This window comes from Leptolyngbya sp. CALU 1928, from assembly GCF_056784215.1.
Genome location: NZ_JBXBCE010000002.1, coordinates 243,043 through 261,617 on the forward strand (window position 1 = coordinate 243,043; position 18,575 = coordinate 261,617).

Genomic DNA, 18,575 nt, shown 5'->3' on the forward strand with positions numbered 1-18,575 from the left:
AGCATGTAGGGCAAGATTTGATACATTCTCACCAAGAGTGCTGGGCAGCAGTGTCAAAATGGCTTGATTTTAGAATGAGCGACCGCCCAATCTAAAGCCATTCTGACTCCTGCGAATAGCACCAAACTTTCCAGCAGCAGGGCGATTAATAGTAAGGGAGCGACTCCACTGTGCCAGCCTATATCAAGCTGCGCCAGTCCACGCACTAAGCCAAAAGCGGCAACGGCTCCTGACTTGAGATGAACATTTTGGTCGCGGCGAATGATATAGCGATAGGTAACCGCAAACAAAAATCCTGATAGGACAGCGATCGCTCCACTGACTGCAATCGTGATTGTCATGCTGGCAGAGTCTGAGGCTGTGAATGAATCAGAGGGAGTGAATAGCCACTGGTGATTGATCACGGTGAATAGCACAAACAGTATTCCGGCTGCGATCGCGCCGATTCCACCTGCTTTGAGTGACTCCCATCGCTCTACCCAACTGAGATGAAACCCATCATCCTGTTTGATTGCGCGGACTGCTTCATTCACCTCAATCATTCTACTTCTCCAGCCTCCTACTGTTCTTTTCTATCCTGCAATTAATCTACAGTTGTGTGAGATGTTTTGCTGCTCTGAGATTCCCACTTTGAACTATGATCAGTTGTGAAGATGTTTTATCACAGTGTTTCACAAATTCCTATGGATATTTTGAGCTTGGGTTGGGTTGGTCTTTTGGTTATCTTTACTTTTTCAATTTCGTTGGTTGTTTGGGCACGCAACGGGTTTTGAGTCAACGTGTGCAGGGTGATCGCGCGTCCGTAGGCGGTATGTCTAATGCCTATTTATCTAAGAACGACTCTTTAAATATAACCGTGGAATATCCTGTCTTTAGTGTTCTGATTTTAGCAGCGTTTGGCTTGCTGCTCGTGGTCAGCGGCGGTGTAGCCTATCTAACTTTGGCGGAGTGGCGCGATCTGCGTCGGCGCGATGCGGAAGAACGTGCCAATCGACCTGCCCGCCGCAAAGGCTAGTTTAGTTTCTAACTCTTAATTCCTAACCCCTCATCATGATTCAACACGACAGTATTGCCGCCCACGGTGGGCAATTGGTCAATCGCATTGCCACTATCGACCAACGGCAGGAGTTTTTAGATAAGGCAGATCATTTGCCGATTGTTCAGGTTGATGATCGCACTGTGTCAGACTTGGAGATGATTGCGATCGGGGGGTTTAGTCCGCTGACGGGCTTTATGGAAGAAGCCGATTACCTAGCGGTCGTCAACACCATGCGGCTAGCCAATGGTTTGCCTTGGTCAATTCCAATTACGCTCTCTGTGGCTGAAGCGGTTGCGGCACCGCTAAAAGAAGGTAGCTTAGTGCGGTTGGATGACGCAAAAGGGCATTTTGTGGGGGTATTGCACCTAACGCAAAAATATCACTACGACAAAAAACAAGAAGCGCTGCACGTCTATCGCACGAATGAAGAAAAACACCCTGGGGTGAATGTGGTGTATAACCAGGGCGCAGTCAATTTGGCGGGTTCTATTTGGCTATTGCAGCGCGACCCGCATTCCAAGTTTCCTCTTTACCAAATTGATCCGGCTGAGTCGCGATCGCTATTTCGGGAAAAAGGCTGGAAAACCGTAGTAGGGTTTCAAACTCGCAATCCAATTCATCGCGCCCATGAATACATTATTAAATGTGCGTTGGAAGTCGTGGATGGATTATTTTTGCACCCGCTGGTCGGTGCAACGAAGGAAGATGATATTCCAGCCGATGTCCGAATGCGTTGCTACGAAATCATGCTGGAACACTACTTTCCGAAAGACCGCGTGATTTTGGCGATTAATCCCGCTGCCATGCGCTACGCCGGACCCCGTGAGGCAATTTTTCATGCCCTCGTGCGAAAAAATTATGGCTGTACTCACTTTATTGTGGGTCGCGATCATGCAGGGGTTGGAGATTATTACGGCACTTATGATGCTCAATATATTTTTGATGAGTTTAAACCTGAAGAATTGGGCATTTTGCCGCTGAAGTTTGAACATGCTTTTTATTGCACTCGCACCGAGGGCATGGCAACGACCAAAACTAGCCCTAGTCTGCCGGAAGAGCGGATTCATCTATCGGGCACCAAAGTCCGCGATATGCTGCGCCGGGGAGAATTGCCACCGCCGCAATTTTCCCGCCCACAAGTTGCGAAAGAGCTAGCCCGAACAATGAAAGTGTTTACTGAAAATCAGTACGAAATATAACTTGATCTCATGCGGTCGTGGTCACCCATAAAAGTTTAGATGCTAACTGCCTTAGGGGATATGCAATACTTTCGTGCATATGTTCTCATGAGTGGGAAATCCTAAAGATAGATGCTATGTCTTACGAAGTTGCTCAACAGGTTTTAACTCAGCTTGCCCTTGCAACCGAGATTTTTACTGCTGGTTATATCGGAGTTGCCTTCACCCTCTATGCCTGGAAGCGCACTGCTGAACCCGCTAAGGTGCCCCTCGCAACTCCACTATCTTTGCTGCAACCTACCGCACCAGAAACGATTGAGCGCTCGCAACCCTTAAAACGTGCCACCGCGATCGCCCTTTCTCTCCCCGAATCAGAATTGATTGAATAGATTTAATTTTCAAGGTGTAGCGTGACCTTCGACGACCAGGTTTTGAAGGGGTTGAGACCTTTGCCACTGGCGCTAGTTTAGGTGATAAGCCACTTTAGAAAGACGGGGCTTATACCCGATTTACGGCTGAGACGGTGAAGCTTGAGTCCTTTGGTGGCTCTTGGTAGAGCACGGCTCTCTGCCAAACTCTCTTTTCTGAATGACTGCAATTCCCATAGGAAGTCCTGCGGAAAGCTTCGCTGACGGTTTCACGAATCGCTGCATCCGTTTAGCCGCAATACCGTACACTGGTGATGATTGAAGGCTGAAAAGGAAGCGGGTCATGCGACTGTCACAAATGCTGTTTGTCACTCTGCGAGAAAATCCGGCAGAGGCGGAAATTCCTAGCCACAAGCTGTTATTGCGGGCGGGATATATCCGTCGGGTTGCGAGCGGGGTGTATGCCTATTTGCCGTTGATGTGGCGGGTGTTGCAAAAGGTGTCGCGGATTGTGCGGGAGGAGATGGATGCGGCTGGAGCGCAGGAGTGCTTGCTGCCGCAGATGCAGCCTGCGGAACTGTGGCAAGAATCGGGGCGTTGGGACACCTACACGAAGGCGGAAGGGATTATGTTTTCGCTGGTCGATCGCCAGGGGCGAGAGATGGGCTTGGGTCCGACCCATGAGGAAGTGATTACGGCGATCGCCCGTGACATGATCCGTTCCTATCGTCAGTTGCCTGTAAATCTGTACCAAATTCAGACGAAGTTTCGGGATGAAATTCGCCCCCGGTTTGGCTTGATGCGGGGACGGGAATTCATTATGAAGGATGCCTACTCGTTTGATGCTGACGAGGCAGGCATGAAGGCGACCTATGAAAAAATGAATCAGGCTTATCACAACATTTTGCGGCGAAGCGGATTGAAATTTCGGGCGGTGGATGCAGATTCTGGGGCGATCGGTGGCTCTGGTTCGCAAGAATTTATGGTGCTGGCGGAAGCGGGTGAAGATGAAATCCTTTATACCGAGGATGGCAAGTATGCCGCCAATGTGGAGAAAGCGATCGCGCTACCACCTGAGGCAGCAACATCACCTTTTACAACTGCTGAAAAACGAGAAACTCCGGGCGCTGGAACGATCGCCAAACTGTGTGAATTGCTGAAGTGCTCCCCCACCACCGTTGTTAAAAATGTGCTGTATCAAGCGGTGTATGACAGCGGACGGACGGTATTGGTGCTGATCAGTATTCGGGGTGATCAGGATGTGAATGAGGTGAAGCTGCAAAATGAGTTGGTCAAGCTGGCAAGCAACTATGGCGGCAGTACGGTGATTGGGCTGACGGTGCCGGATGCGGAGGCTCAAGCGCTGTGGGCGGCGAAACCGTTGCCTTTGGGCTATATGGCACCCAATTTATCTGATAGATACATCAAACCGCCAAAACCTGCTCCGGTTGACTCAAAAGCAGCGGGAATAGTGGTTCCTAAGTTTTTGCGGATGGTGGATAAAACGGCGGTAGACCTGAAGGATTTTGTCACGGGTGCTGATGAAGTGGGCTATCACCAGGTGGGGGCAAATTGGGGTGCTGAGTTTACGCTGCCAGATTTGGTGGTGGATCTGCGGAAGGCAACGGCGGGCGATCGCGCCATTCACGACCCAACCCAACGGCTGCAAACCGCGCGGGGAATTGAAATTGGGCATATTTTTCAACTCGGCACCAAATACTCTGAAGCGCTGGGGGCGACTTACACCAATGAGCAGGGGGAAGAAAAACCGTTGGTGATGGGCTGCTATGGCGTAGGGGTGTCGCGGTTGGCGCAGTCTGCCGTTGAGCAGTCTCATGATAAGGATGGGATTATTTGGTCGCCGGCGATCGCGCCCTATCATGCGATCGTGGTGATTCCTAACATGGCGGATGGGGAGCAGGTGCAAGCGGCGGAAACACTCTATGCTGACCTAAATCAAGCCGGAATTGAAACGCTATTGGACGATCGCAATGAACGGGCTGGCGTAAAGTTTAAAGACGCAGATCTGATTGGCATTCCCTATCGGGTTGTGACGGGAAAATCGCTGAAAAACGGCAAGGTTGAAGTGGTGAGACGTGCCACCCATGAAATTCAAGAACTGGCGATCGCCGATGTCGTTTCTACCCTCAAACAATGGCTGATCGAAGCTACCCAATTGATGAATAATTGAGGGATTCTGCTGCTTGCCTCTCCATTCCTTTCTTACTTGCTCCTGACACCGGACACCTGATCTCTGACACCCGACACCTACCCCCTAACACCCGACACCTACCATGCAAATCTTCATCCTGATCCTTTCCAGCCTCATCAGTGTTCTCTCTCCTGTTAACTTTGGGATTGATAAAGTCGCTGAAAGTACGATTCGTGGTCAATTCAAAAAGGTAGAGCAACTCAAAGTGCGGGTGGATAATACCCCGGTTCACAATGCGATTGGGGGCAAAGTAGACAAAATTCGGATTGCCGGACGGGGGCTGTTTCCGTTAGAAGGCATTCGGATCGACACCCTTGAGTTTGAAACTGATCCGATCAACATCAATGTTAAAGCGCTGCGAAAGGAGAAAAAGACGGAGCTACAGGCACCATTGGGCGTGGGGATGCGGCTGGTGATTCGGGAAGAGGATCTAATTAGTGCGCTGAAGGCTCCCGTCGTTCAACAGGAAATTCAAAAGCTGCTGAGAGGTTTGACTAATAGCAACAGCAAACAAGTGCAAGCGGAACCGTCGGGGGACGCAGGAAGAACGGGAATTCCTCAGCGCATCCAAGACCTGCGAACCAAGCTGGATGAGTATCGGATTTTGAACCCTAATGTGGAATTTTTGCCCGGTGGCAGAATCCGGTTACAGGTTGAGATTGAAGAGGTGAAAACGGCTGAAAAATTCAAAGTTGAGGCAGAATCGGGGCTTACGTTTGCGGAAGGACAACGGCTGACCTTAACCAGACCCGTGCTGAAGCTGAATGGGGAGGAACTGCCGGAACAAATCATTCAAGCGTTTGCAACGGATCTTTTTAGTCGGTTTAAGTTAGAGCAGTTGAGCGGCTTACCTGGGGGTCTGGGTCAAGTGCAATGGTCGCAACTGACGGCGAGGGTGATCAAATTTGAGGTCAAAGATAAAAAACTGGAGCTTGTGGCGTTTTTGCGGCTGCCCCAAGGGTTAAAGATTTAAATTTTTGTAGGTTCTTGCCTGTTTATTGCTGAATTTGCTCCAAGCCGATGTAGATCTATTAAACTTGCGATGACCTATGCGATGACGCGATCGCTCGTAATCGATATTCAACCGTTTGAGGAAACCTCTGATGCAAGACCAACAGCCCCGCCGTCCGATTCCCCCCGGTATTCTTGCAGCGTTCTCCGCGATCGTTTTGGTTTCGGGGGGAGGGGCTGCTTGGTGGGCATGGTCATCTCGCACTATACCCCTGCCTCCTGTCAATCCAATCCAATCGTCTCAGTTTGGAAACGATGGCAAGCCTACGGCACCCATTCCTTCTAACTCAAGTACTCAAAATCCCTCGGTCAATCCTGCTCCGGCAACTGCGGAGAAAACTCTCCAGGTTTACTGGTTAAAATCATCGGATACTGCAATTCAGCTTGCGCCGCGTCCGGTGAAGGTAAGCTCTAGTGGAGATCCAAACGCCCTACTTGAAAGTGCCATTCAGCAACTTCTGGCAGGTTCCAAAACTGCGGATGAAACCACCACTATTCCTGCTGGAACTCAGCTTCGTAGTCTTTCGATTAAAGCTGATGGGATTCACATTGATCTGTCCAAGGAGTTTACTCGCGGTGGCGGCAGCACCTCAATGATAGGTCGCTTAGCCCAAATTTTATATACGGCGACTAGCCTGAATCCGGCTACTGGTGTTTGGTTCTCGGTTGAAGGGAAACCATTGGAAACTTTGGGAGGCGAGGGCTTAGTGTTGGATCAACCCCTAACTCGACAAAAGTTTGAACAAGACTTTCCAATGTAGGGCTGAGTGGTGCTGACAAGCTAATTTAGGAAGCTTAATATTGTAGCGGGTAAGTACATCTCCAATGGAGCGATCGATGAGCGATAACAATTCTCAGTTAATCACCGACGAGGCAGCTTCAGAAAATGAGGCAACTCGTGTCCGATTTTGGGGCAATGTCACGCTGCTTGAAGAAGGAAGTCGCTATCGGATTAACCGGATTGAACTGGCACCCGGACACCACATCATGACGCAGATGCACTACCACCGCAGTGAACATTGGGTGGTTGTGTCTGGAACCGCCAAGGTGATTTGTGACAGAAAGGAAACTATCTTAATTCAGAATCAGTCTACCTACGTGCCAATGTCTACTGCCCATCGGGTGGAGAATCCTGGGGTAATTCCTTTGGTGATGATTGAAATTCAAAATGGCGAGTATCTCGGTGAAGATGACATCACCCGGTTTGAAGATACTTATTAGGTCTGCATTGGGTTTGCAACAAAAAAGCAGCCCACGGCGCGAGTTACAGGGTGTAAGTTACTTTTGCAAATGCTGGCGGAAAAACTGTGTAAGCTCCTGCCATGAATCTTCGGTTGCTACACGGTTGTAGGAAGAACGCTCGTTGCAGAAAAAACCATGATCGGCATCAGGATAGACCTTTAAGGTGTACGCTTTGCCAAGTTCTTTGAACCGAGCTTCGACTTGCTGAATCCGTTTAAGCGGAATGAACGGATCGGCACCCCCGTGAAACAAATAGATAGGCACCGTAATGTCTGTAATTGCCTCAATCCATTCATCTAGCACCATTCCATAAAAGGGAGCCGCTGCAACAATCTCGTCTGAAAACTTGCAAGCCGTGAAAAAGGTTAGCCCGCCGCCTAAGCAGAATCCGGTGATTCCGACCTTCTCTGGAAACACATCGGCTTGTAATTTCAGGTATGCGATCGCGGCTCTAATATCTTCTTCTACAGGCTTGCCAAAGTTGAGGCGATACATCATTGCCATAGCTTGCTCAACGTCGCTATATCCAAACTTATTGTTTGGTAACTCACGATAGTACAGATCTGGCGCGAGAACCATGTAGCCCTCGTTTGCAATTCGGGCTGCAACCTCTCGAATATGAGCAGTTAAACCAAAGGCTTCCATTAAAAGAATTATGCCTGGTTTTTGTCCGCCTTCAGTAGACTGATACAAAAACGCAGGCATAGAGCCATCAGGCGTAGAAATCATCACCTCTGTCTCTTTGATTTGCACGTTATCACTCCCACTTATGATTTGCGTACTGTCCTAAGATGTCGGATTGGGTGATTGGTGCAACCTAATGCTGTACAGAGGCTGTTGAGGGTGAGTGGGCTAAGCTAAATTGTTTGATTCAAAGCCTGTTCTAGAACCGAAGCCCTGCGCCTGCTTGAATGGATACTGCGGTTCCATTATTGGATTTATAGCCATCAAATGCAATGATCGCGTTGGTGTACAGCATCAAGCTGGTGTTGGGCAAGGAATAATCAACGCCGGGTTGAATGACAAAACTGCCTTTATTCCCAATGGGAGTTTTGTCACCTCTGACGATGGAGGCTCCGGCTCCGATGTAAGCATCTCCCTGCCAGTTAATCGGAATATCATAAGAAACCGTGGGAACGATCGCTGCACCATTTCCACCGACCAAAACTTGAGTTCGCAATGAAACGGGCGCTCTTAAGAACTTGTAGCGAACTGCGAGGTTTCCCGAAGCATTCGTGGTTTCGTTTGGACCGCCGCCGCCGTTAGTTACCCCAAACGATACACCCCCACCAATATAGCTACCGTAGGCTGCTTGGGCTTGAACGGGGGATTGGGTGCTAACGAATAAGCCAGCGGCAAGAGCCACACCGCCGATCGCAGCGAGTTGATTTTTCCAGCGGGTTACTACTTGCATATTTAATCGATGACTTTTGAATGGGTGCATATTTCACTCCTTAGGTTACTGCGATGCAGACCTGTCTACATTTAAGCGCAACTCCTAAGAACTGAAATACTTTTTTATGGCTCAATGATACTTTTTTATTTAGCTACTAGCTTTTGCCCTTTGTAAACTAATGCCGCAATGTCGGATCGAGATGCGGACTGATTTGGCTTTAGCTGTTTGGTATCTGGATCACCGGAGACTAGACCAGCTTGAACAGCGGCTGCCATGCGCGATCGTGCCCACTCAGGAATTTGATTTTGATCTACATAGCCTTGCAAAATCGCTTCAGGATCAGAGGGCGTAGGCAGGGCAAAGCCTCTTGCCATTGAGACTGCTGCCTCTAGGCGCGAGACTTTTTGACTGGGGCGAAATGTCTTATCGGGATAGCCACTCATAAAGTTCATTTTGACGGCTTGATCAATTGCGGGTAGTAACTGATCATTCTGAGGTACGTCTACGAATGCGATCGGAGGTAAGGTGTTAGGTTTGGCATAGGCTTTTTGAATTTGAATGGCAAACTCTGACCGTTTGACGGGTTGGTCAGGCTTAAACGTGCCATCGGGATAGCCACCGATGATCCCCTGTGCTGAAAGCGCGGTGATGAAAGGATATGCCCAATAGGTTTTTGGAACATCCACGAACGAGAGAGGCGCACCACCGGGTTTTGCAGGAGTTAGGCTAGCAGATGGGATAGGGGTCGGGGATGGGGCGATCGAGGGCATTGGTGATGGATTTATAGCCACAGGGTTTCCGGGAGTCGTGACTACCCCTGTATTGGGTACGGGCGGCTGAGGAGAGTTGTCTAAACGGGGAGCTTTTTCGACACCACCATTGATTTCTGCTCCTGTTCCTGCTCCTGCTTCTATTTCTGTTTCTGTAGTTTGAGGCAGTGGTGTCGTTATGACTTGAGGCGCTTGGGTTTCCCCCGCTTTTGTTAGAAAATTTCCAATGGAGAACCGCCCCTGATTTAGGTTGAGTATCCCTAGAAAAATTGCTCCAAATGATAGAAATGCAATCAGGAGCGCGATCGGCTCGTCATCTCGCAGATGAGGTGGACGCTGCCCTGGAGGTGAAGAATTTGACATAATGCCCTGACCCAAAAAATCTCGATTCAAGCTGCCCCAATCCTAGAGATATGAGCCGATTTTGTAAAGCGATCCTTCTACAAATCACGGATTAACTCGGCAATATCTGCTCTTAGTAGGGAGATTATGCTTTGACTTTGCTCAGTACTCAACCCCTAGTGAGTTGGGCGAAGCCGAAACTTGAGGCATCAGTTCTGGCTTGGCTAAGGCAGCCGCTGCTATGACTAAGTCATTCAGGTCAATTGGCTTCGTGAAATGAAGTTGAAATTTAGCGGGTGAGGAATTTTCACACAGGTCTCTAAGCATCCCGGTGACGGCGATCGCGGGAATTTGTCCGCCTTGCATCGGGTCTAAACTTCTAATTTTAGAAATTAGACTGTAGCCATCTTCGCCGGGTAAATAAATATCACTGATCAAAAGATGGGGCTTTCGTTGTTCTACTGCAATTAAGGCATTTTTTACTGAGTCAACCGAAAAGACTTCGGCTCCATACGATTCTAATAGGATGGTGTAGAGTAACCGGGTATCCGCGTCGTTCTCCACTACAAGGACTCTGATCCCATTCAGGGAAAGGTCACTATTGCTGATTTGCAATAGTGGATTTTCCAGGTTCATAGTTAGTCAAACTCTTTGTCGTTTCAATGGATTAGAAAGAAACTCGATGCTGGGGCTTAGAGATTGAACTCATAGGACGAGTGAAAGATAGACAGAAAAAAGAAATTTAGCATCGTAGGACTACGATGCTAAATTTCTTTCGGCGGGATGTCGGTACGAAACTGTACTCATTTGCCGCATTTTAAAAATTTTTCTAAAAGCAGTACGAGAAAGGTTAAGACAACAACCCCCCGCTGTGCTTTATTCTCAAGGATTTTTGGTTATAACTTATTCAATCTGTGGCTATAAGGCTTGGAGGTCATAAGTTTTGAGCAATCGATCCAAATCAGTTTTAATCACTTGATAACACTCGCAGGTGGTGGCTTCCAGGCTTTCCCGACTCAAAATGGTGATGTTGCCGCGTCGATAGCGAATCATACCTGCTTGCTGAAGGATACCTGCTGCGACGGTGACTCCGGCACGACGGGTGCCTAGCATTTGAGCAATAAATTCTTGAGTGAGGGGAAGTTCTTTATCTTCTACGCGATCGCTGACATTGAGTAACCAACGAGCAAGGCGCTCTTCAAGGGTGTGATTACAATTGCAAGCGTTTCCTTGAGCCATTTCGATCAGCAGAAACCGTAGATAGCAGAACAGCAAATCGTGTAAAGCTCCCCGCCGATTAAACTCAGCCTTAAATGCTGCGATGGGTAGCCGAACTCCGTCGCCTTCAATTTGAACGATCGCTTGATGGGGCATGCCATTTCCTAAAAAGGCTTGCACCCCCACCATGCCTTCTTTTCCCACCAAACTATTTTCGACCGTTGAGCCATCCTCTAGTATTGTTACCAAGGAAATCAATGCTTGGTAGGGAAAGTAGACGTATTCGATTGATTCTCCAGGGAAGTGAACAATTTTTCTGAGGGGAAGGGAGACGAGTTGCAGATCGGGCAATAGCCGCTGATAGTCTGCGGCAGGCAATGCGGCAAGTAACCTATTTCTAGGTTTAGCTGAATTTTGAATCATTTAAGACTAAGAAAGCTCCGTCGCGGTGTGGTAGAAACCAACCATCGACATCAGGAGGGGAATTCAGAGCCTAGTCCTAAATGTTCGATTAATTAATTTTAGCTGCGAGTAAGTAGGCGTAGCCAACAGCAGGTTGTTATATCGTCTCTATTATGATAACGCTAAGTTGCATTGGGCGTTGTGTCGGTACGGGTTCGTACTTAGACAGCCAGTTTTTCTTTTTAAGAGCCATTTAATACCTTCAAACTGCGATCTTTAATCTGCATTCCGTGGCTAACGGTACACTGGTAAAGATTTGGTTGAATGAAATCTGGGATTTTAGGGTTAGTCATGGCGACATTTTTATTGGAAGTGGGAACGGAAGAATTGCCAGCGGCGTTTGTAGATGAGGCGTTGACTCAATGGCGATCGCGGATTCCTAACAGTCTTACTGAACGCTGTCTAACTCCAGAAAAAATCGAATACTTTGGCACCCCGCGCCGGATTGCGGTGATTATTTGGGGATTGCCAGAGCGCCAGCCCGACCAAGCGGAAGAAGTGAAAGGTCCTCCGGCGCAGGCGGCGTTTAAGGATGGGCAACCGACGAAAGCGGCGATCGGGTTTGCTCAGAAACAGGGGGTTGCCGTAGCAGATTTAGAAGTTCGCCCGACGGAGAAGGGCGACTTTGTGTTTATGCGTAAAACGATTGTGGGTCAGGCAACTGCCGATATTTTAACGACGCTAGTGCCGGAGTGGATTACGAAGCTGGAAGGCAAACGGTTTATGCGATGGGCCGATGGAGACCTGAAGTTTCCGCGCCCGATTCGCTGGCTGGTGACGGTGTTGGATGGCGAGGTGTTGCCGATCGCACTGATGAATGGGTCACAGGGATGCCACAGCGATCGCGTGTCTCAAGGGCATCGCGTGTTGCATCCAGACACCGTATCTATTCCCCACGCGAAAGACTATGTGAGCATTTTGAAAAATGCTTTTGTGCAAGTGGATGTTGAAAAGCGTCACGAATTAATAGAGCAACAAATTCAAATGGCTGCGGCAACGGTGAAGGGAGTGGCGGTGATCAATCTGGCGCTGCTGCGGGAAGTGACGAATTTAGTAGAGTACCCATCGCCGGTGGTGGGCAAATTTGATGCAGAGTTTTTAGAATTGCCGACGGAGGTAATCACAACGGAGATGGAAAGCCATCAGCGTTATTTTCCGGTGCTGAAGTCGGCAGAGTCGGATGAACTGTTGCCTTATTTCATCACGATTTCTAATGGGAATCCGAGTCAGGCAGATCTGATTGCAAAGGGAAATGAGCGGGTGATTCGGGCAAGATTGTCGGATGGTAAGTTTTTCTTTGATGCCGATCGCGCGATTCCGTTGGAAGAGTATCTGCCTAAGTTAGAAACCGTCACGTTTCAGCAAGACTTAGGCTCGGTGCGGGCGAAGGTCGATCGCATTGGTCGAGTGGCAGGACATATTGTGGATCAACTGCCCATGGAAGCAGGCGATTCCCTTCGGGATCATGGAACGAATCGCGAGTGGGTAGAAGCGGCAGCGCTGCTATGTAAAGCGGATCTGGTAACGCAAATGGTAGGCGAGTTTCCAGAACTGCAAGGCGTGATGGGGCAAAAATACGCGCTGGCATCGGGCAAACCCAAAGCGGTGGCGGATGCAATTTTTGAACATTATCTACCCCGTGGGGCGGGAGATATTTTGCCGAGTTCTTTAACGGGGCAGATCGTGGGCTTGGCGGATCGCTTGGATACCTTGGTCAGCATTTTTGGTTTAGGGATGATTCCTACGGGTTCGTCTGATCCGTTTGCGTTGCGTCGTGCTGCCAATGCGATCGTCAATATCATTTGGTCAGCGAACTTGCCGATTAATCTGACGCTGTTATTAGATCAAGTGATTGCTGATTTTGCTGAATTATTTTCAACTGTATTAAAGCTATCTGTGCCAGAACTAAACCAACAACTTCAAGATTTTTTCTTGCAGCGAATCCGCACGTTGCTACAGGACGATCGCCAGATTGATTACGACTTGGTAAATGCGGTGCTGGGAGAAAACGATTTGGAATATACGCAGCGATCTCTGTCTGATTTGTTGGAAGTGCGCGATCGGGCGTTGTTCCTTCAGTCTATTCGCAACGATGGTACACTGGCGACGATTTATGAAACGGTGAACCGGGCTTCTCGGCTGGCGGCTCAAGGGACATTAGATACGCAGCAGCTTGATCCGGCAGTGGTTGTGCAGCCAAGCTTGTTTCAAAAAAAATCAGAGCAAGCTTTGTTTGAGGCACTCGGTCAGGTTCATGCCCAAGTGCAAGGAACACGAGATTATCAGAAGTTAATCGATTCGCTAGGGCAGATTGCGCCGACGGTTGCTAATTTTTTTGATGGGGAAGATAGTGTCCTGGTGATGGATTCTGATCCCGCCATTAAACAAAATCGCTTAAACTTGTTGGGCGTATTGCGGAATCATGCGCGGGTGTTGGCAGATTTTGGCGCGATCGTGAAGAGTTGAAGGCTTGAAAAAATTAGTCCAAATTTAGTCCAGCCATTTTTTTCAAACATATAAACACCCCTGAAATTCCTGCTAGAAGCAGCTTGTGAGATATTAAAAGAGTCCTGACTAATTGCGGTTTCCGCAATTAGTCAATCATGGTTTCTACATAAATGGATCGCGTCTATGGAACACCCAATCAACTTCATATTGCCGTTCCCACTTCATATTGCCGTTCCCACTTCCGCAGCGCCAGAAATCGAATTTCGCCACTCAACACCTGAAACCTGAAACCTGTTACCTCTCTCGACACTGCTGAAGAAACTCTTGCAGTTGGCGGACTTGAAAGTTTTCAGCATACTGGCAAACTTGCGCTGAAAAAGCAGCCACAAGCGGAGTGTTTTGTTCAATCTGATGTGCCTGATCTTGAATTTCTAATACAGCACCCATTCGAGCAAGGATAATGAGATTGTCTAGAACCTCTAAGGGTGGAAGGGGCATGGGTTCAGCGGAAAGTGGAGAAGCGAAAGGTGGAGTGCTAGAAGCAAGTTCATAGTCCCACTCTAGGGACAGTAGATTTTTGAGAGTATCTAGCAGGGTTTGATAAACAATCGGTTTAGACAAAAAAGCGTTGCAGCCGACACCGAGGCTTGCCTGCTGATCATGGTCAAAGGCGCTAGCCGAAGCAGCAATGATGATCATGTTTTGGAAGGTGGGCGATCGCCGGAGTTGTCGAGTCGCTTCAAACCCATCCATCACAGGCATCACTAAATCCATAAAAATAACATCTGGTTGAAAGTGCGCCGCTTTTTCTAAAGCATCTTGCCCATTTTCAGCCTCCATCAGTTCAAACCCCAGCGGCGTTAACATTTGCACCAAAACAGCCCGATTCGTCGATCGCTCATCGACCACTAATACTCGGCGGCGGATGCCCCGATATCCCACAACTTTAGGTGTTTTGGTTGGAGTTTGCTCCTGCCAATGTTCAACAGCGGCAAAGTCTAGCTCAAAAGCGAAACAGCTTCCTGTGCTTTTGGTGCTTTTTACAGTCAGATTGCCGCCCATCATCTCCACCAGAGTATGGCTAATAGCCAGCCCTAAACCCGTTCCCTCGATCATCCGATCGCGATCGCCCACTTGATGAAACGGCTGAAAAATTTCGTGTAGATGTTCTGGAGCAATGCCAATCCCTGTATCTTCCACTTGAAACCGGAGACGAGTGAATGGGGGGTGAGAAGAAGGATCTGTGATAGTGCCGATCTTGAGAACGACACCGCCGCGATCAGTAAATTTAATCGCATTGCTAAGCAGATTGATGAGAACTTGCCGAAGGCGTTGTTCATCGCCTTGAACAGCTTCAGGTAGAGGAGTGAGCGGCTCATAGAGAAAAGTAATCCCTTTTTGGTCGGCTCTGAGGTGAAATAGAGTCGCGATCGCCTGGAGAAAGTTGGGAAACTGAAACTCAGTCAGGTGTAACGTCATGCTTTGAGCTTCAATTTTGGATAGATCCAGCACATCATTGATCAACATCAACAAATGCTCTCCACAGTGATGGATTGTGTTTAGTCCTTTCCGTTGCTCAGCAGTCAGATCGCCGCGTTTAAGAATTTGGGCATAGCCTAGAATTCCATTGAGTGGCGTTCGCAATTCATGACTCATATTTGCCAAAAATTCGCTCTTGGCAAGGTTCGCAACTTCAGCCGCTTCCTTTGCAGTTTGAAGCTCAACCTCAGCCGCTTTAAGATCGCTAATATCTCGCGTAATGCCAATGCAGTAGATAACTTTTCCCGCTTCATCCCGCACTGCGGATAGATTAGAAACATGCCATCGCCATGTGCCATCTTGATGTTGCACTCGATATTCTAAACCTGAGATCAGCGTATCTCTTTGAATCAATTGATTAAACTGCTCCGTGCAGCGTGGGTAGTCATCAGGATGAATCATCAGACTCACTGAACGGCTAACAATATCCGCCGGATTATGCCCTAATATCAGCGCCCAATTCGGCGAAACATAGGAGAAGATTGCCTCTGGAGTCAACATATAAATAATGTCATTGGCGTTCTCTACAATGCTGCGAAACTTGAGTTCACTTTGGCGAAGCGCCACTTCTGCTTGCTGGCGCTGATCTGTTTCATAGGCAAGCGAGATCAAGTCAGCCAGCGATCGCACGAAACTTTGTTCTTCCACCGTCCAAGGGCGAAAAACGTTGAGGCGTTCTATGCACAGTACTCCAATCGTTTCTTTGCCTAGCCGAATCGGTGTATCCAACATCGACGCAATCTGATTAGGTTGCAAATAAGAATGCGAGAGTTCTTGAGTTCTAGGATCGCGATTGGCATCCGTAGCCGCAATGATTTCATCTGCTTCCAAGGCTTGAAAATAAGTCGGATAATTGCTAGAAAAAATCTCCATGCCGACTGTATGGCGATCGCCCCACAATTCATACAAATCCACGCAGCAAATACTAGATTTTGTTTCCGTATATAGCCAAATACTAGCGCGCTCAACGGCGAGGGTCGTAGCCGCCGCCGCCGTTATTTTTTGCACAGCCGTCTGCCAGTCCCCCCGATCCAACCCATGACTGCGAGTCAATTCATCTAGAGTCGAATTTTGCAAATCAAGCTGCTGTTTGCTGTAGGTCAGAATAGTTTCAGCCCATTTGCGATCGGTAATATCGGTACTCACGCAAATCGCGCAGGGTTTCCCATCCAGTTCAACCAATTCAGCCGATAACAGTGCCGTCCGAATAGTCCCCACTTGGGTACGGTAGGTGATTTCCAAATTATGGACGCTTCCAGTGTCTTGCAAGCAACGACTGATCGCGATCGCGTCTTTCGGGTTCACCCATAAAGGAAGTTTCAGGGCAGTTTTGCCCAAGATTCTCTGCTGCGAATAGCCCGAAAGCTCAAGAAAACTATCATTAACTTCTAAAATTTGTCCATTCGTGAATTGAACGATCGCGAGTGGATTAGGAGAAGAGCGAAACGCTTTAGAAAATTTTTCTTCAGATTGACGAAGCGCCTTGGTTTGCGTTTGCACTTGCGCTTCCAATTGTGTTTTCGAGTCTAATAACCGTTGAAAAGATAGACGAATCAATCGGATACCTGAAACTCCTAGGGAGATCGCCCCACTGAAGCCAACCAGCAAAAACAGAATATGCCCATTCTGCGCTTGCCCATTCTGCCAAACGAACCCGCCCACCAATCCGGCTATCCCCAAGAACGCACCCAAAACAATAAGCCGCGATCGCCAGCGATGCCCTTGAGCAAGATTATTTTGTAGGGATGATTGATCAGGCTGATTCATATTTCAAATGTAATATCAGATGTTGTCTCGCCATCTCAGTTGAGTCTCTTTTTGAGTCCTTAAACAAGATTTATGATTCTCAATTAAGACGAGCAGGCTGATTCATATTTCAAATGTAATATCAGATGTTGTCTCGCCATCTCAGTTGAGTCTCTTTTTGAGTCCTAAAACAAGATTTATGATTCTCAATTAAGACGAGCAGGCTGATTCATATTTCAAATGTAATATCAGATGTTGTCTCGCCATCTCAGTTGAGTCTCTTTTTGAGTCCTAAAACAAGATTTATGAGTCCTGATTGAGATGTAAAACGCGATCGTATTTTTTGCTTCTACATCTTAAGTGTGAGATTTTAAGCATGAGGGCGGATCGAGCAGTTAAAATGCATAAGGAGAATTCTGGCAGATTTCATACGGGTCAACTGCAATGCCTGAAAAGATGGATAGACATGCAATTTTTGATTGGATCAGGCAAAACCCCTGGTTAATTGTTCCCGTGTTAGGGCTAATTCCATTGCTTAACTTACCGTTTGCAAAAAGCCAATCATCAGCGCCATCCACTTCAGTGGTAGCTCCAACTCCAGTACTGCCTACCTCAGTCGCAAAACCACCATCCTTGCTCGCAGCCTCACAACAACCTTCTGTTAAGTCTTCCGTTCGTCCCGCTCCAGCCTCAGTTCCAGTCAAAGCGATTCCTCAAAAAAAATCAACCGCCCCGTCTCGTAAATCGGTTGCTGCCTCAATTCCCCTGCCTGCCAACTTAGCGGTTGATGCTGCAATTGAAATGCGAATCGCGATCGCTGCTGGAATAGATACCTTGCCCATTAGTACATCCAAGGGCGGGGTGATATTAGATATCAAGGGGAACCCGATCCACACACTATCGGCGCAATCAACCCATACCATTCAAGCCGATGGGCAAGGCATGTTGATCGAGTCGATGCAGCTTCCATCGGTTGTAGTGATTGACTCAACGCCCAATGGAACTATTCGAGTCGGAGATCGCGACTATCGCGGACGAATGCTGATTGTGTGTCAAGAAGGGAGTTTGTGGGCAGTGAACTACGTCAGTATGCAACATTACCTCTACAGCGTAGTCGGGAGTGAAGTGTCCCCCAGTTGGCCCATGGAAGCATTGAAAGCTCAAGCCGTCGCCGCCCGATCCTATGCATTGACTTACCATATCAAGCCTGTAAATCGTCAGTTTTATGACATGGGTGCTGATGAATATTATCAAGTCTATAAAGGGATTGAAAGCGAAGCAAGCACCACTAGGCAAGCCGTAAACAATACAGGAGGAGAGTTTGTCAGCTATCGAGGTGGCGTAGTGGAATCGCTTTATGCTGCAACAGACGATATTGTGACTGATGCCTTTCAAGGGAAGGGCATGAGCCAAATTGGAGCCTTAGGATTAGCAGAGAAAGGCTATAGCTATCGCGCCATTCTAGCCAATTATTACGCTGGAACAGGGATTGGGCGGATTGAAATGGATATGGAATAGCGCTTAAGGAGGGAGGGTGCGCGATCTCTTTCTTACCTGGACGGGTGAACTCTCATCAAGAGAAATCTGCCGTGGTAATGATAGAA

General features: G+C 48.2%; 17 protein-coding genes. 10 read left to right on the forward strand and 7 right to left on the reverse strand.

All coding sequences use genetic code 11. From position 1 onward, the window contains the following. Positions 1 to 53 precede the first annotated feature (53 nt). Positions 54 to 542: a hypothetical protein gene (locus AC1S5B_RS16915; protein WP_482036879.1), complete on the reverse strand. Its 489-nt coding sequence runs from the start codon at positions 540 to 542 to the stop codon at positions 54 to 56. Between the two features lie 141 nt (positions 543 to 683). On the opposite strand from AC1S5B_RS16915, the gene petN reads away from it, so the two are divergent. From petN to AC1S5B_RS16955, 8 genes are all read left to right on the forward strand, one after another. After that, a complete protein-coding gene (petN, locus tag AC1S5B_RS16920) occupies positions 684 to 773 on the forward strand; it encodes a cytochrome b6-f complex subunit PetN (protein WP_482036880.1) in 90 nt (29 codons plus the stop codon). Then, complete coding sequence (locus AC1S5B_RS16925; RefSeq protein ID WP_482036881.1) at positions 770 to 1,015, forward strand: hypothetical protein; 246 nt, start codon at positions 770 to 772, stop codon at positions 1,013 to 1,015. The genes petN and AC1S5B_RS16925 overlap by 4 nt, the downstream gene beginning before the upstream one ends. Before the next feature lie 35 nt (positions 1,016 to 1,050). Further along, positions 1,051 to 2,238: a sulfate adenylyltransferase gene (gene sat, locus AC1S5B_RS16930; RefSeq protein ID WP_482036882.1), complete on the forward strand. Its 1,188-nt coding sequence runs from the start codon at positions 1,051 to 1,053 to the stop codon at positions 2,236 to 2,238. 116 nt (positions 2,239 to 2,354) lie between these two features. Further along, positions 2,355 to 2,606, forward strand: a complete 252-nt coding sequence (locus tag AC1S5B_RS16935) for a hypothetical protein (protein WP_482036883.1) — start codon at positions 2,355 to 2,357, stop codon at positions 2,604 to 2,606. Positions 2,607 to 2,928: 322 nt separating this feature from the next. Then, a complete protein-coding gene (proS, locus tag AC1S5B_RS16940) occupies positions 2,929 to 4,776 on the forward strand; it encodes a proline--tRNA ligase (RefSeq protein WP_482036884.1) in 1,848 nt (615 codons plus the stop codon). Between the two features lie 103 nt (positions 4,777 to 4,879). Further along, a complete protein-coding gene (locus tag AC1S5B_RS16945) occupies positions 4,880 to 5,770 on the forward strand; it encodes an LmeA family phospholipid-binding protein (RefSeq protein ID WP_482036885.1) in 891 nt (296 codons plus the stop codon). Positions 5,771 to 5,900: 130 nt separating this feature from the next. Beyond that, a complete protein-coding gene (locus tag AC1S5B_RS16950) occupies positions 5,901 to 6,569 on the forward strand; it encodes a GerMN domain-containing protein (RefSeq protein WP_482036886.1) in 669 nt (222 codons plus the stop codon). 76 nt (positions 6,570 to 6,645) lie between these two features. Then, positions 6,646 to 7,029 (forward strand): phosphomannose isomerase type II C-terminal cupin domain, encoded by a 384-nt coding sequence (locus tag AC1S5B_RS16955; RefSeq protein WP_482036887.1) that lies wholly within the window; start codon positions 6,646 to 6,648, stop codon positions 7,027 to 7,029. Between the two features lie 57 nt (positions 7,030 to 7,086). Here AC1S5B_RS16955 and AC1S5B_RS16960 read toward each other — a convergent pair whose 3' ends face one another. From AC1S5B_RS16960 to AC1S5B_RS16980, 5 genes are all read right to left on the reverse strand, one after another. Beyond that, a complete protein-coding gene (locus tag AC1S5B_RS16960) occupies positions 7,087 to 7,803 on the reverse strand; it encodes a dienelactone hydrolase family protein (protein WP_482036888.1) in 717 nt (238 codons plus the stop codon). A gap of 130 nt (positions 7,804 to 7,933) precedes the next feature. Further along, positions 7,934 to 8,494: a hypothetical protein gene (locus AC1S5B_RS16965; RefSeq protein ID WP_482036889.1), complete on the reverse strand. Its 561-nt coding sequence runs from the start codon at positions 8,492 to 8,494 to the stop codon at positions 7,934 to 7,936. A 95-nt stretch (positions 8,495 to 8,589) separates the two neighbouring features. Further along, positions 8,590 to 9,579: an S-layer homology domain-containing protein gene (locus AC1S5B_RS16970; RefSeq protein WP_482036890.1), complete on the reverse strand. Its 990-nt coding sequence runs from the start codon at positions 9,577 to 9,579 to the stop codon at positions 8,590 to 8,592. Positions 9,580 to 9,720: 141 nt separating this feature from the next. Further along, complete coding sequence (locus AC1S5B_RS16975; RefSeq protein ID WP_482036891.1) at positions 9,721 to 10,194, reverse strand: response regulator; 474 nt, start codon at positions 10,192 to 10,194, stop codon at positions 9,721 to 9,723. Positions 10,195 to 10,476: 282 nt separating this feature from the next. Then, complete coding sequence (locus AC1S5B_RS16980; protein WP_482036892.1) at positions 10,477 to 11,199, reverse strand: Crp/Fnr family transcriptional regulator; 723 nt, start codon at positions 11,197 to 11,199, stop codon at positions 10,477 to 10,479. Positions 11,200 to 11,502: 303 nt separating this feature from the next. On the opposite strand from AC1S5B_RS16980, the gene glyS reads away from it, so the two are divergent. Next, a complete protein-coding gene (glyS, locus tag AC1S5B_RS16985) occupies positions 11,503 to 13,704 on the forward strand; it encodes a glycine--tRNA ligase subunit beta (protein WP_482036893.1) in 2,202 nt (733 codons plus the stop codon). Positions 13,705 to 13,980: 276 nt separating this feature from the next. On the opposite strand, the gene AC1S5B_RS16990 is transcribed toward glyS, so the two are convergent. Beyond that, on the reverse strand, positions 13,981 to 16,992 hold the full coding sequence (locus AC1S5B_RS16990) for a PAS domain S-box protein (protein WP_482036894.1): 3,012 nt from the start codon (positions 16,990 to 16,992) through the stop codon (positions 13,981 to 13,983). A 423-nt stretch (positions 16,993 to 17,415) separates the two neighbouring features. Here AC1S5B_RS16990 and AC1S5B_RS16995 point away from each other — a divergent pair, with 423 nt between their 5' ends. Continuing rightward, positions 17,416 to 18,489 carry a SpoIID/LytB domain-containing protein gene (locus AC1S5B_RS16995; RefSeq protein WP_482036895.1) on the forward strand — a complete coding sequence of 358 codons (1,074 nt, stop codon included), beginning with the start codon at positions 17,416 to 17,418 and terminating at the stop codon, positions 18,487 to 18,489. The last annotated feature ends 86 nt before the right edge of the window (positions 18,490 to 18,575 follow it).